Raw genomic sequence first — 13,876 nt, forward strand, 5'->3', positions numbered from 1 at the left:
GCCTGCGCGCCTGCCGGTCAAGCGCGCGCGCGCACCGATAAATGGGGACTGTCCCTATTTATTCAGCCGCCGCCGGGACGCTCGCCAGCACCTCGATCTGGCCGGTGCAGCCCTTGTCCGCCAGCATCGCGGCCACCGCCACCGGCTCCTCCGGCACATCCGCCAGCACGCGCGTGGTGATCTTCACCGTCTGGCCAAGCGGGCTGGTGAAGCGGTAGGTCTGCCCGTCAACCACCGGCAAGGTCGCCATCGGCCAGAGCTTGATCGCGCTGCCGGCGCGGAAGGTCACTTCGGCGGGGGTGTTGTCCGCGCCATAGAGCGTGCCGTTGCCGGTTTCGGCGGGGTTGGGCCGCCACAGCACGACCTGGGCGGGATCGGCGATGCAGACGGTGCCGCCACGGCTGACGTCGACGTACCACACATTGTCGGGGCGGACCGGTTCGGTCGGCACTTCGGCATCGCCGCGCACGGCCCCGGTGCGCGTGCGCGCGCCGCCGCGGGCGATCAGCGCGGCGAGCGCGGTATTGGCGCCGCTCGCGGCATCGCGGTTCACGGCATTGTCGATGCGGAAGCTGCCGGGCCCTGCCAGAACGCGCGAGCCGGCCCCGTCGATCACCGTCACCTGATCGCCCGCCTTGAGCGTGACCGCAGCGCCCGCCGGCAGCTTGCGCCCCATCGGATAGGCCGCGGCGGAAGGCCCGGTCGAGCGGATCACCACGGCCTGCGCATAGGCCGCCATGCTCCACCCGAAGCTCGCCGCCATCAGGGCAACAGCAGCAAAGGTGCGACTAGCCAAGGCCATAACTCTCTCCATCATCCAGTTCCGCAAGGCGGCGCGCCAGATTGGCCAGCGCGGGATCCTTGTCGCCGTTCGCCGCGATTCGCGCTGTGAGCGCCTGCACAGCCGCGCGATTTCCTGCAGCATGCGCAGCAACGAGGTCTTCGGCAAGCGCGCGGGCGGAAGGATCGCCCTCCGGCACGGGCTCGAAAACCTCAACCGGGGTCGCGCGGCCGCGCAGGCTGACGGTGCCCATCGGGCGGAACCCATCCAGCCCGGAGCGCTCCACGGCCTCGCGGCTGACAAGGATTGTCGTCTCGAGCGGCTTGTTCGCGCCTTCGAGGCGGGCGGCGGTGTTCATCGCATCACCCAGCGCGGTGTACTGGATGCGCCCCTCGCCCCCGAAGTTGCCGACGATCGCTTCGCCGAAGTGGACGCCGACGCGGGTACGGCCAATCGGCGGCACACCGGCGGGGGCGTCGCGGCGGAATTCCTCGCCCGCATGGTACATCGCGATGGCCGCCTTCACCGCCCGCGCGCCATCATCGGGATAGGCAATCGGCGCGCCCCAGAACGCCACCACCGCATCGCCGACGAACTTGTCGAGCGTGCCGCCATGTTCGAGGACGATGGCGGAAAGCTTGTCGAGATAGTCGTTGAGCAGGCGCGCGATCATCTCGGGCTCGACCGCGTGAGTCAGCTTGGTGAAGCCTTCGAGATCGCTGAACAGGCAGACAATCTCGCGCTTCTCACCATGAAGCCGCAGCCGTTCCGGATTGCGCAGGATTTCGCTGGCGACCGAGCGCGGAAGGTACTTGCCCAGCGCGCCTTGCGCAAATTCGCGCTGCGCCGCGTTGATCGCCCGCAGCGCCGCGCTGACCGCGACATAGGCGACGAGCCAGCCCGCCGGCCAGCCGGCAGCGGGGAGCCCCAGCGTATCGAAACCGGCATTCGCGGCAAGAAACGGGATTGCCGCAAAGGCCACAAGCTGCGCCGCCACGCCAAGCGCCAGCTGCCATGGCCGCGCCCGGACCGCCGCCGTCGCCATGCCGAGCAGGACGGCGAACAGGGCGCCGATGGTCTGCGCCCAGCCCGGAACGCTGCGCGGCAGCGCCTTGTCGAGCAGCTGCGCCAGCATCGAGGCGTGGATTTCCACCCCGATCATCCGCGAATGGCCACCGCGCGGATCGGGGGAAAGGCCGGTCCGGGTAATCGGCGTGTCGAACTGGTCGAAATCGGCAAAATCGCCACCGATCAGCACATAGCGCCCACGGATCGTATCGGCGACAAGCGGCGCAGTGGCGGGATCAGCGAGGAGATCGATGGGGATCTTCTCGAAGACCGGGCGGTCCGTCGCACTGGGCAGGCGATAGCGGATCGGCCCCGCAAACCCGGAGAACTGCGGCGCGGCGTCCGGCGTCGTTTGCGTCAGCGCTTGGGCCAGCAGCGGCGGCAGACCGGGATATTGCTGCGGCCAGCGGCGTGCAGCGCCATCGTTGTCGGTGACGAGCAGGATGCTGGCGGGCTTCGTCGTCTCCGTCGTCACGGCGGCGATATAGCGCCTCAGGTCCTGCTCCTGCTCCCAGGTGATCGCCTCGGGATTGGTGCGGTTGCTGGCGAAGGCGAGGTAGACCGGCGTCGTCATGCCGCGCAGCGCGGCTTGCAGCAGCGGATCATCGTCCTGCGCGCTATCGAGCAGGATATCGATGCCGATGCCCTTCGCACCCTCCCCCGTTGCCTTGAGGCCCTCGATCTGCGCCAGCGCCTGCGCCAGCACGGTGCGGTCCACGGGCGAGATCTGCCCCGTCTTGCGGTTGGTCTCGTCGGTGTAGACGACAAGGACGATGCGCTTGTCCGTATCGGCGCGCGGGGCAAAGCCGGCAGCGCGCACATCATAGAGCGCGTTTTCGGCATCACCGAGGATGGGGAGCTGCCAGCTGCGCAGCGCGGCAAACAGCGCAAGTGCCAGAAGAAGCGACGCCACGGCCAGCCGCTGCCAGCCGAGCTCTCGCAGCCCCTGCCGCAGCGCCTGCGCCGATGCGCCCCCTGATTGAGGCCCTGATTCAGGCATCGCCAATCCCCTGCATCACACAGGTGATTAGCGCCCCTGTGCGCCACTGCCTATGCAGTAGCGCACGCAATCCCCTCAGAAGCCGAGGAACCTGACGTTGCCGTCTATGGGTTCGCGCTCGCGCTCGAAGTGGTTCACCGGGTTCTCTTCCTCGCGGTAGCCGATGGCAATGCCGCAGAAGAAGATGTGCGTTTCATCCGATACGCCGAGGAACTCCTTGATAAGCTTGGCGTAGACGGAGAGGAATTCCTGCGGGCAGCTGTCGAGCCCCTCGCCGCGCAGCAGGAGCATGATCGTCTGCAGCCACATGCCGACGTCCGACCACTGCGGCGGCCCCATGCGGCGGTCGAAGTAGCAGAGCAGGACGGCGGGCGCGCCGAACGAGACGAGATTGGCGCCCATGAACTTGTTGCGCGCCTCGACGTCCTCGCGGCCGATGCCCATCGCGGCATACATCGCCTTGCCCACGCCGTGGAGCCGCGCCTTGCATTCGGGGATCACTTCCGGATCGTCCCAGCTGTATTCGCGCGGGTCTTGCGGGGGCGTAACCGCCATCTTGGCCTGCAATTCCTTGAGCGGCGCGCCGGTCACGATGGTGGCTTCCCACGGCTGGAAGTTGCAGCCCGAGGGCGCCCAGCGCGCGGTGTCCATCACCCGGCGCAGCACCTCGAGCGGAACGGGCTTGTCCTGAAACGCGCGGATAGAACGGCGCGTGAGAACGGCGTCGGCAACATCTATTGGCATCAATTCCCCCAGATAATTCAATCGGATCAATCGTCTTCAAACAAGCCGGCCAGCTGTTCGACCATCGTGCCGCCCAGCTGTTCGACATCCATGATCGTGACCGCGCGGCGATAGTAGCGCGTCACGTCATGCCCAATGCCGATGGCCACAAGCTGGACCGGTGACTGCTTCTCGATCCAGTCGATCACCCGGCGCAAGTGCTGCTCGAGATAGCCCGCCGAGTTCACCGAAAGCGTCGAATCGTCAACTGGCGCGCCGTCCGAGATGACCATCAGGATGCGGCGATCCTCGGGCCGCGCGAGCAGGCGCGTGTGCGCCCAGAGTAGCGCCTCGCCGTCGATGTTTTCCTTGAGCAGCCCCTCGCGCATCATCAGGCCGAGGTTCTTGCGCGCGCGGCGCCAGGGTTCGTCGGCCTTCTTGTAGACGATATGGCGCAAGTCGTTGAGGCGACCGGGATGCGCGGGCTTGCCGCCCGAAAGCCAGGCCTCGCGGCTTTGGCCGCCCTTCCATGCGCGGGTGGTGAAGCCCAGCACTTCGGTCTTCACACCGCAGCGCTCGAGCGTGCGCGCCATGATGTCCGCGCTGATCGCCGCGATCGAGATGGGGCGCCCGCGCATCGAGCCCGAATTGTCGATCAGCAGGGTGACGACGGTATCCTTGAACTCGACGTCGCGCTCGATCTTGTAGGACAGCGAATGGCCCGGCGAGATGACGACGCGGGCCAGCCGCGCGGCATCGAGCAGGCCTTCCTCCTGATCGAAATCCCACGAACGGTTCTGCTGCGCCATGAGCCGACGCTGGAGCCGGTTGGCAAGGCGCGTGACGATGCCCTGAAGGCCCTTCAGCTGCGCATCGAGATAGGCACGCAGGCGAGTGAGTTCCTCCTCGTCGCACAGCTCGGTGGCGGAGACGACTTCGTCGAACTGGGTGGTATAGGCCTTGTATTCCCAGCTTTCCGGCAAGTCAGTCCACGGCCGGTTGGGGCGCGTGGGGAGCATGCCCTCGTCGCCTTCGTCCGCCATGTCGGCATCGGCGGTGTCTTCCGAAGTCTCGGTCTGCTCCTGCTCTTCGCCTTGTTCATCGCCTTCGGTGGTATCGCCGGCAACTTCGCTGGGCTGCTGCTCGGCGCCGTCGTCGGAGGCATCGGGCTGGTCCTCGGCCTGATCGTCGGCCTGCTCGCCGTCGTCCTCGTCGCCGCCGTCCTCCGCATCATCGGGGGACTTGGTCAGGTCGAGGTGGCCGAGCATTTCGAGCGCAAGGTTCTGGAACGCCTTCTGGTCGTCCATGAGGTCGGCCAGCCCTTCGAGATCGGCGCCGGCGCGCGCCTCGATCCAGCTGCGCACCATGGCCGTGCCGACTTCGGCGGCAGCAGGCACCGGCTGACCGGTCAGCTTCTCGCGCAGCAGCATGGCGAGCGCGGTGGGCAGCGGCACGTCCTCGGGCCGGATCGCGCGGGCGATCGGATCGGAGGCGATGCGCATCGTCGTCGCGGCATCGAGGTTACCGCGGATCCCGGCATAGCCGTCCGAACCGAGCGCCTCGTAGCGGACCTGCTCCACCGCATCGTAGCAAGCGCGGGCCAGCGGTTCGACAGGGGCGCCGCGGCCATGCAGCACCTCGTTGTGGAGCCTCAATTTCAGCGCCATGCCATCGGCAAAGCCGCGCGCCTCGGCCACTTGCGCGGCGGGCAGCGCGCGGCCCGGCATCGGCAGGCGCAAGTTCGTGCCCGTCTGGCTCGGCGCGTCTGCGGTCCAGGCGACTTCAAGCTCGGGCACATCGGCCACCGCGCGGGCGGTGCCGGCGAGGACGGAGCGGAACTGGTCGAGGGGGCTTTCGTCAGGCAAGGTCTATCCAAATCCAGAAGCAGGCAGCTTTTTTCTCATACGCCCTTTATGGCGCTCGCGATCAAGGCCGCAACGACGATCTCTAGCACGATGAACAAAGCGGGATAGCTACCAAGAGTGCGATCAATCAGCCCGGACACGATCCGCCCCGCCGCCATACCCGCCGAAGCCACCGCCAGTGCGAGCAGGATACCATCCGAAACACCGGGTCGCACAAGGCTGAATAGCAGCAGGCCCGCAACCGCGAGTGGGAAACCGCCATAAACCGCGCGGATCTCGTTGCGGCTGTCGGCTTGGCTGGCCTCGATCCCGAAACCGGCCAGAAGATTGTGCGGTCGCGTGAGCGCTGCCACGCCGATCAAGCCGTAAAACAAGGCTGCCGCAAGCACGCCGAACATGGCCCATGCCGCTCCTTGAAACGCCAGCCAACTGGCGATGGCCAGCACCGGCAGGCCGATCAAGTCCGCAATCGCAATGCTGCGCAGCGCCGCAGGCGCACCTGCGCGCCACCAGATCACGACGAACGAGCCCATGCTGATCCCCACCGCAACAACGGCCAGCCGCCGCACCCCGGGATCAAGTACGGCCCAGACGCACACAACCACGATCACCAGAAACAGCGCCGCGCGGTGATGCATCAAGGTGAAGCCGCTAGAACCCGGCTCGACGCCATACATCCGCGAAATCAGTGCAGGCTGGAACAGCGCGAGCGCGGGCATGGCGTGGACGAGGCCAAGCAGCGCCCAGCACAGCCCGGCAATCATGGCACAAGTTCCCTGACCGCGCCTGCCGGGCTGCTGCTGATCATGCCGTTCATCTGCACCTGTCGCCCAACCGGATCAGCCGATCGCCTGAATTCACCCTATCGACTGCCCCGTCTTGGCCCAGTCCGCAAGAAAGCCCTCGATGCCCTTTTCGGTCAGGACATGCTTGAACAGGCCCTTGATCACGGCGGGCGGCGCGGTGATCACGTCGGCGCCGATCTTGGCGCTTTCGAGCACGTGGACGCCGTGGCGGATCGAGGCGACGAGGATCTCGGTGCCGAACGCGTAGTTGTCGTAGATCAGGCGGATATCGCGGATGAGGTCCATGCCGTCGAAGCCATTGTCGTCATGCCGGCCGACGAAAGGCGAGACGAACGTCGCGCCGGCCTTGGCCGCCAGCAGCGCCTGATTGGCCGAGAAGCACAGCGTGACGTTGACCATCGTGCCCTCGCCCGTCAGCGCCTTGCAGGTCTTAAGGCCGTCGATGGTGAGCGGCACCTTGATGCAGACGTTGTCCGCGATCTTCCGCAGCACTTCCGCCTCGCGCATCATGCCTGCGTGATCGAGCGCGACCACTTCAGCGGAAACCGGACCACTGGTGAGCCCGCAGATCTCGCGCGTCACCTCGATGAAGTCGCGCCCCGCCTTCGCAATCAGCGAGGGATTGGTGGTCACGCCGTCGAGCAGACCGGTCGAGGCAAGGTCGGCAATCTCGGCAGTATCGGCGGTGTCGACGAAAAACTTCATGGGAGGCGTGTCCTGTATGCGATTCTGCGAACCCTATAGCGCGAGGGTGGGCGCTGTGTAGCCTGTCATTCTTCCACCCTTTCGAACATGGGCGGGCTTTGCCCCGGCGGACGGCAGTGCCTAGATGGGGTGCATGACCCGCGTGCGCTGCATCGTCTTCAATGCCGCTCTCGGCGCGCTCGACTACCGGGTGCCCGAGGGGATGGATGCGCCGCCTGGCAGCGTCGTGGTGCTGCCGCTGGGGCCGCGCCAGATCCTGGGCGTGGTCTGGGATGAAGGCGACTTGCCGGGGGACGAAGCAAATGCCCCTTGGCCCGAACACAAATTGCGTGCGGTTCTCGAGGTGCTTCCAGTGCCGCCGCTGCCGGTGGCACTGCGCCGGCTGATCGCGTGGACGGCAGACTACTACCTCGCGCCGCTCTCCGCCGTGGCGCGCATGGCCTTGTCGAGCAGCGCGGCGCTGAAAGGCAGCGGCACCGTCACCGAATACCGGCTGACCGGCGAGGAACCGGCGAGGATGACGCCGCAGCGGCTTCAGGCGCTCGATCTGTTGCAGGGCGAGCAGGCCACGATGCGCGAGCTGGCGGAGATCGCCGGTGTTTCGGAAGGCGTGCTGCGCGGCATGCTCGGGCAAGGACTGCTGGAGCCCGTGCTGGTCGACAGCGACCGGCCCTACCCCGCGCCCGATCCGCAATTTGCAGCACCCGCACTGGCCGAGCAGCAGGCCGAAGCGGCAGCCGAGATGGTGGCGGCGGTCAAGGCTCACACTTTCCAGCCGTTCCTGCTCGATGGCGTGACCGGTTCCGGCAAGACCGAGACCTATTTCGAGGCGGTGGCGGCGGCATTGGAGGCCGGGCGGCAGGTGCTGGTGCTGCTGCCGGAAATCGCACTGACGGCGGCGTTTCTGGGCCGGTTCGAGGCGCGGTTCGGCGTCGCGCCGGTTACCTGGCATTCCTCGCTCAAGGCGTCCGAGCGGCGGCGGGCGTGGCGACAGGTGGCGTTCGGCGGGGCGAAAGTGGTGGTCGGCGCGCGCTCGGCGCTGTTCCTGCCGTTTGCCGATCTCGGGCTCGTGGTGGTCGACGAAGCGCACGAAGTGGCGTTCAAGCAGGACGACGGGGTGCGCTACAACGCCCGCGATGTGGCGGTGATGCGCGGGCACTTCGAACAGGTGCCGGTGGTGCTGGCAAGCGCGACCCCGGCGCTCGAAAGCCTCCAGATGGCCGAGGCCGGGCGCTACAAGCGGCTGGTGCTGCCAAGCCGCTTCGGCGGAGCACAGCTGCCGAAGATCGAGGTGGTCAACCTCACCGAACTGCAGCCGCCGCGCGGGCGCTGGCTGGCGCCGCCACTGGTCGAGGCCTTGGCGGACCGGCTGGACAAGGGCGAGCAGAGCCTCTTGTTCCTCAACCGCCGCGGCTATGCGCCGCTGACGCTGTGCCGGCATTGCGGCTTCCGCTTCAAGTGCCCCAACTGCTCGGCCTGGCTCGTGGAGCACCGGCTATCGCAGCGCCTTGCCTGCCATCACTGCGGGCACGAAGTGCCGCCGCCGCCGGTCTGCCCGGAGTGCGGCGAGCCCGACTGCCTTGTCGCCTGCGGCCCCGGCGTGGAGCGCATCGCCGATGAAGTGAGCGAGCTGTTGCCGGGCGCGCGGGTGGCGGTCGTCACATCCGATACGCTGGCCAGCCCCGCCGCTGCCGCCGAGTTCGTCGCGCAGGCGGAGGCGAAAGCAATCGACGTGATCGTCGGCACACAGCTCGTCACCAAGGGCTTCCATTTTCCCGAGCTCACCTTGGTGGGCGTGGTCGATGCCGATATGGGGCTCGACGGCGGTGACTTGCGCGCGGCGGAGCGAACCTACCAGCAGATCGCGCAAGTGGCCGGGCGCGCCGGTCGCGGGGCCAAGCCGGGCGAAGTCCTGATCCAGACGCGCCACCCCAAGGCCGCCGTCATCGCCGCACTCGCCAGCGGATCGCGCGATGCCTTCTACGAAGCCGAAACCGAAGCCCGGCGCGAGGCGGGCGCGCCGCCGTTTGGCCGGTGGGCGGCGATCATCGTCTCGAGCGAGGACGAAGCCGAAGCACGCGAGGCGGCTCGCGCCATCGGCGGGACCCGGCCAGACGAGCCCGGCGTGCTGATCCTCGGCCCGGCCCCCGCCCCGCTCTCGCTGCTGCGCGGTCGGCACCGCTACCGCCTGCTGATCGCGGCGCGCCGTTCGGCCGAAGTGCAGAAGCTGATCCGCACATGGCTCGCCCCCTTGCGCTTCCCGCCGGGGGTGCGGGTGGCGGTCGATATCGACCCCTATTCGTTTGTGTGAAGATCCAACAGGTTGACACTGTTGACAATGTCCTGATGAAAAAATCCGATCCGGTTTGATCGTTTATTTTCAATTTCTTGCTGATTGATGCCCGATACAGGTTATTACTTCAGAGTGGTCCTTGTAGGAAAGTGAAATTGATTGTGCCCGGACTGGCGATGGCCTGCTTGCCAAGCGCTCGCCAGTGGGTTTAGCCTGCCCTTCATCAGGAATCCCGGGGAGCTTTCAGATGCGCGGAACGTCGGTCACGGCACTTGCCTTGCTCCTCTCGCTAGCCATCGCGCCGAGTGTTCGCGCCGATGCGCTCGATGATGCGGTAAACAGCGAGCTCAAGCGGCAGACCATTCCCGGCCTTGCCGTCGGGATCGAGCAGGACGGCAAGATCACGCGCCTTTCGGGCTATGGCAGCGCCAATCTCGAATGGCAGGTGCCGGTGACGCCCGACACGCTGTTTCAGACCGGATCGACCGGCAAGCAGTTCGCCAGCCTCGCGATCCTGATGCTCCAGCAGGAAGGCAAGCTCAGCATCGAGGATCCGATTTCCAAGTATTTTCCGGATGTTCCGGCCAGCTGGGCGGATATCAAGCTGAAGCACCTGCTTTCGCATACCTCCGGGCTCGAAGACGACTATGCCAAAGTCGATCTGCAGAAGACGCTGCAATGGGACGAGGTGCGCAAGCTGGTCTACCAGATGCCCAAGACGCGGCCAGCCGGGGCAAAATGGGCCTACTGCAACGCCGCCTACATAATGCTGGGCATGGTGATCGAGAAACTCACCGGCGCGCCCTATCACCAGTATTTCACCAGCCACATCTTCAAGCCGCTGGGCATGAACGCCACCCGCGACATATCGGAAGCGGACATTATCCCCGGTCGCGCCTCGGGCTATGAGCGCGAGGGAAGCAAGCTTGGCGCGCCGCTCAAGAACCAGGCATGGGTTTCAACAACGTTCAACCACACCGCTGATGGCAGTACCTACATCAGCGCGCGCGATTTAACGACCTATATCGCTGCTATGGACGTTCCCAACCCGCCCTTTGCGCCGCTCTGGACCAAGGCCAAGGCCCCGGTAATCAAGGCCGACCCGGACAAGCCCGCCTATTACGGCATGGGCTGGTTCACCGTCGCCGTGGACGGCACCCCGATCGAATACCACTCCGGCGCATGGCAGGGCTTCCGCGCCTTCATCATCCACTATCCCAAGCAAAAGACCGGGTTGGTCGTTCTCGTCAATTCGGACATTCCCGAGCCTCGACCGCTGTTTGACAAGATCATGGCCGCAGCCTTGCCGGGGCTTCCGGTTCCGCCGAACTGACCGGACCGGCAAGGTCCATACTCACGACGGCATGATCCTCGCCAAGCGCGATCACGCAGTCCGCCCGGCCCGGCAGATCGGCAAGCAGGTGGCGGGACAGGCGCTCGTAATGCATCACGAAGCGCGCGACTTGCACGTTTGACATGCCGAGCCCGGTCCTTTCGCGCAGCTTGGCCTCCTGCAATTGCCGCCAGCCGAGCACGGTCTCGAAGCCGGGCGCCTGCAGCATGACCAGCATGTCGGGCGCCTCGAACAGCGCGCGATAGGGGCCTGCGAGCGCGGCGTTGACATGGGCGCGCCAGGCGCCGTCCGCATCTTCGTCTGCTTCGAGCCGGTTGACCGGCCGGACAAGGTCGGCCCCGGACTGGGGCCGTGCGCCGACGCACCAGCCTTCGAACAGGAGCACATCGAGCGGCGCGGCGATCACCGGCCAATCCGCATCAGGCGCGCGGTCATCGCGGGCCTTGTCGAAACGCGGGAGGGTGAGGCCGGGCCGGCGGGTGCGGACAGCCTCGATCACCGAGACGCCGAGCGCAACGTCATGCGTACCGGGGACGCCGCGGGTGGCGAACAGGGGATGGACAGTGCTCGCGAGATCGCCGCGCTGGGCGCGGGTCAGATAGAGATCATCGAGCGAGAGCGTCGCGGCATGGAGGCCGTGCTCTTCGCGCAGGAGCACCTCAAGCATCCGGCAGAGCGTGGATTTGCCGCTACCCTGCGAACCGCTCACGCCGACGATCAGCGGGCCGCCCTGCGCGGCGGCGCGCGCGGCAATGCACGCGGCGAGCGGGCGCCAGTGGGTTTCGATTGTGGCGCTGTAGCTGGCGGGGAGGCCTTCAGCGGCGATCAGATCGGCGAAGCTCTCCACGGCAGATGGCCCCTCACCCGATCCCTGCACGCCTGATCCCTCTTGCCGTGCGCGCAGGCGGCACGAACCGCTATCGTCCCGCGCGCGCCGCCTCGCGGAAGGAGACCATCTCGCGCTGATCTTCATCCCACAAGGCGAGGCGCAAGGTGCCGCAAGCCTCGAGCGCCGTGAAGCGGTTCACATCGCGCAGATCGGGATGCTTCTCGAGGACTTCGGGCAAGCGATAGAACGGAATCCGGCTGGCCAGATGATGGACGTGATGGACGCCGATGTGGCCGGTGAACCACGCCAAGACGGGCGGCAGTTCGAGATAGGAACTGCCGAGCAGCGCCGCATCATGGAATGACCAGTCGGCTTCGCGGTTCCAATGCGCTTCGGGGAACTGATGCTGGACGTAGAACAGCCATACGCCGATCGACGCCGCGCTGAGCAGCACGGGGAAGAAGACCAGCGCCGTTACGCCGAAACCCAGGAAATAGACGGGGATGGCGAGGAGCAGCGCAGTTGCCGCATTGGTGGCGATGGCGCTGATCCAGTAGATCCATCCTTGCTTCATCAGGCCGATGGGAAGGCGGTGGCGAAGCAAGAAGAGATAGGCCGGGCCAAGGCCCAGCAGAACCGCGGGATGGCGGTAGAGACGATAGGAGAGCCGCCCCAGGCTTGTGCGTTCCCGGTATTCGCGCAGCGTCAGCGTGTCGACATCGCCAAAGCCGCGGGCATCGAGATTGCCGGTGGCCGCGTGGTGCTGCGCGTGCGAGCGCCGCCAGCAATCGTAGGGGGTCAGCGTCAGCGTGCCGAGCGCCCGGCCGATCCAGTCGTTGTTCCCCCGGCGGCGCATGAACGCGCCGTGGCCGCAATCGTGCTGGATGATGAACAGCCGCAGCAGAAACAGGCCCGCCAGCGGCGTTGCGGCCAGCGCCAGCCAATATCCCGCCTCCACCGCGATCGCGATCAGCGTGAACAAGGCGAGGAACGGCAGCAGGGTAATGACGAGTTCCCAGCCGCTGCGGCCGGGGCGCGGATCGCGATACGCCTGCAAATCGCGCATCAGTTTGCGAGGGTCGATGGGCGTGGGTGCAGCGATGTCGAAACAGTCGCTGTCGTCGATCTTGAGTGCGGTCGCGTTCACATCCCGATCGCTAGTTGCCCGCGCGCAATTTGTCACGCGGGTTCAGGCATCGTCAGGAAACGCAAAAAACCATCGGTCCGGGGCGCGGTGACTCCATCGGTGCACCCCGCGCCGGACCGGGAGCCCCTGCCTTCAGCCTTCGAGCAGCGCGGCGGCCTGCAGCAGGCGGTTGCCGTGGTCGGTTTCTTCCTTGCCGTTGGCCCGCAGGAGCGCGGCGGCTTCATCGTTGCCAATGCTGGCAGCCCAGCCTTCGTAGAGCGTCTCGCCGTCAAACTCGGTCTGGGCGAGCTTGCGCAGCGCGGGCGGAGTGAGTTCACCGATGGGGAAAATGCCGCTGGCGAGGTAGGGGTTCTCGTCGGCCTCGGGCGGGGTGAAGTCCTCGCCCGTCAGCACCTTGAGCACGGCGGCAGCGCGGCGGGCGTGGAGGAATTCCTCGTCGCCATTGGTGCGCAGCAGATCGGCGACCGCGGGGTTCTCGGCACCCGCGGCGGTGGCGCGATAGAGCTCCTTGCTCGCCGCTTCGACAAGGCACATGACCTTGATGTCCATGACCGTGGGCGCGGTGACAGTGCCGATGTGGGCGAAAGCCTCGCCGATGGTCTGCGGCATTCCCGGCTCGAGCGTGACGGTGGGCATGAGGGTCTCCCTTGGTGTTCTGATTCCACGGGAGGGTACATCACGCTCACCAACGATGGGAAGGCAATTTAATCGCGCGGCTAAAGGGGCAGGAGCGCGCCTTCGCGCTGGAGCAGCCTGGCCTTGATCTCAAGCCCCCAGGCATAGCCGCCAAGGCTGCCATCGGTGCGGATCACGCGGTGGCAGGGGATCAGCAGCGAGACATGATTGGCGCCATTGGCCGAGCCTGCCGCGCGCACCGCGCCGGGGCGGCCGACTTCGGCGGCGAGCTGGGCATAGGTGCGCGTCTCGCCCTTGGGAATGCGGCGCAGCGCTTGCCACACGCTTTCCTGAAAGGGCGTTCCGGCCACATCGACGGGGATATCGGTGAAGTCGATCTCGCCGGGAGCTTCTGCGGCCCTGACGATCCGGGCGAGCAATGCGGGAAAATCGCCCCCGCCCCGCACCCGTTCCGCCTTCGGAAAGCGCTCGGCAAGCACGGCGGGGTCCTCGCCGAAGGAAAGGCGACAGACGCCCTTGTCGGTCGCAGCGACAAGCATTGGGCCGAGCGAGGTTGCCGCCACATCCCAGCGGATCACCGTGCCGCGCCCGCCATCGGTCCAGGCGGAGGGGGCGGGTTCGGTATGGCTCATGGCGGTGCTCCTGCAGCGTGGTCTGCTACGGCAATAG

Annotated in this window: 11 protein-coding genes and 1 pseudogene; 2 read left to right on the forward strand and 10 right to left on the reverse strand. The window is 66.6% G+C overall.

The window, feature by feature from the left end:
• Positions 1-58: 58 nt before the first annotated feature.
• The 6 genes from K5Q19_RS07075 to fsa all read right to left on the reverse strand — a co-directional run bounded on the left by K5Q19_RS07075 (position 59) and on the right by fsa (position 6,948).
• Complete coding sequence (locus K5Q19_RS07075; RefSeq protein ID WP_292942661.1) at positions 59-802, reverse strand: hypothetical protein; 744 nt, start codon at positions 800-802, stop codon at positions 59-61.
• Positions 789-2,849, reverse strand: a complete 2,061-nt coding sequence (locus K5Q19_RS07080; protein ID WP_292942664.1) for an adenylate/guanylate cyclase domain-containing protein — start codon at positions 2,847-2,849, stop codon at positions 789-791. The genes K5Q19_RS07075 and K5Q19_RS07080 overlap by 14 nt, the downstream gene beginning before the upstream one ends.
• Before the next feature lie 75 nt (positions 2,850-2,924).
• A complete protein-coding gene (locus K5Q19_RS07085; RefSeq protein ID WP_292942667.1) occupies positions 2,925-3,593 on the reverse strand; it encodes a nitroreductase in 669 nt (222 codons plus the stop codon).
• Positions 3,594-3,619: 26 nt separating this feature from the next.
• Positions 3,620-5,437, reverse strand: a complete 1,818-nt coding sequence (gene cobT / locus K5Q19_RS07090; RefSeq protein WP_292942670.1) for a cobaltochelatase subunit CobT — start codon at positions 5,435-5,437, stop codon at positions 3,620-3,622.
• 35 nt (positions 5,438-5,472) lie between these two features.
• Entirely contained in the window at positions 5,473-6,201 is a 729-nt protein-coding gene (locus K5Q19_RS07095; RefSeq protein ID WP_292942673.1) for a DUF4345 family protein, read from the reverse strand.
• Positions 6,202-6,294: 93 nt separating this feature from the next.
• Complete coding sequence (gene fsa, locus K5Q19_RS07100) at positions 6,295-6,948, reverse strand: fructose-6-phosphate aldolase (protein ID WP_292942676.1); 654 nt, start codon at positions 6,946-6,948, stop codon at positions 6,295-6,297.
• A 133-nt stretch (positions 6,949-7,081) separates the two neighbouring features.
• On the opposite strand from fsa, the gene K5Q19_RS07105 reads away from it, so the two are divergent.
• A complete protein-coding gene (locus K5Q19_RS07105) occupies positions 7,082-9,259 on the forward strand; it encodes a primosomal protein N' (protein ID WP_292942679.1) in 2,178 nt (725 codons plus the stop codon).
• Positions 9,260-9,488: 229 nt separating this feature from the next.
• Positions 9,489-10,574: a serine hydrolase domain-containing protein gene (locus tag K5Q19_RS07110; protein ID WP_292942682.1), complete on the forward strand. Its 1,086-nt coding sequence runs from the start codon at positions 9,489-9,491 to the stop codon at positions 10,572-10,574.
• On the opposite strand, the gene K5Q19_RS07115 is transcribed toward K5Q19_RS07110, so the two are convergent.
• The 4 genes and pseudogenes from K5Q19_RS07115 to K5Q19_RS07130 form a co-directional block, all read right to left on the reverse strand.
• On the reverse strand, positions 10,531-11,472 hold the full coding sequence (locus K5Q19_RS07115) for a kinase (RefSeq protein WP_292942685.1): 942 nt from the start codon (positions 11,470-11,472) through the stop codon (positions 10,531-10,533). The two genes, K5Q19_RS07110 and K5Q19_RS07115, sit on opposite strands and share 44 nt — an antisense overlap.
• 40 nt (positions 11,473-11,512) lie before the next feature.
• Positions 11,513-12,571, reverse strand: coding sequence for a fatty acid desaturase (locus K5Q19_RS07120; RefSeq protein WP_292942688.1), 1,059 nt, complete (start codon positions 12,569-12,571; stop codon positions 11,513-11,515).
• 132 nt (positions 12,572-12,703) lie between these two features.
• A complete protein-coding gene (locus tag K5Q19_RS07125; RefSeq protein ID WP_292942691.1) occupies positions 12,704-13,207 on the reverse strand; it encodes a ferritin family protein in 504 nt (167 codons plus the stop codon).
• Between the two features lie 80 nt (positions 13,208-13,287).
• Positions 13,288-13,818: pseudogene (locus K5Q19_RS07130) on the reverse strand (methylated-DNA--[protein]-cysteine S-methyltransferase); the annotation flags it as partial.
• Positions 13,819-13,876 lie beyond the last annotated feature (58 nt).

The organism is Novosphingobium sp. (assembly GCF_019748365.1).
In the GTDB taxonomy this organism is placed as follows: Bacteria; Pseudomonadota; Alphaproteobacteria; order Sphingomonadales; family Sphingomonadaceae; genus Novosphingobium.

Excerpts from the sequence above, each read along its gene's own strand:
- K5Q19_RS07075 (WP_292942661.1), bottom strand. The coding sequence starts at position 802 with ATGGCCTTGGCTAGTCGCACCTTTGCTGCTGTTGCCCTGATGGCGGCG.
- K5Q19_RS07080 (WP_292942664.1), bottom strand. The coding sequence starts at position 2,849 with ATGCCTGAATCAGGGCCTCAATCAGGGGGCGCATCGGCGCAGGCGCTG.
- K5Q19_RS07085 (WP_292942667.1), bottom strand. The coding sequence starts at position 3,593 with ATGCCAATAGATGTTGCCGACGCCGTTCTCACGCGCCGTTCTATCCGC.
- K5Q19_RS07095 (WP_292942673.1), bottom strand. The coding sequence starts at position 6,201 with ATGATTGCCGGGCTGTGCTGGGCGCTGCTTGGCCTCGTCCACGCCATG.
- fsa (WP_292942676.1), bottom strand. The coding sequence starts at position 6,948 with ATGAAGTTTTTCGTCGACACCGCCGATACTGCCGAGATTGCCGACCTT.
- K5Q19_RS07105 (WP_292942679.1), top strand. The coding sequence starts at position 7,082 with ATGACCCGCGTGCGCTGCATCGTCTTCAATGCCGCTCTCGGCGCGCTC.
- K5Q19_RS07110 (WP_292942682.1), top strand. The coding sequence starts at position 9,489 with ATGCGCGGAACGTCGGTCACGGCACTTGCCTTGCTCCTCTCGCTAGCC.
- K5Q19_RS07125 (WP_292942691.1), bottom strand. The coding sequence starts at position 13,207 with ATGCCCACCGTCACGCTCGAGCCGGGAATGCCGCAGACCATCGGCGAG.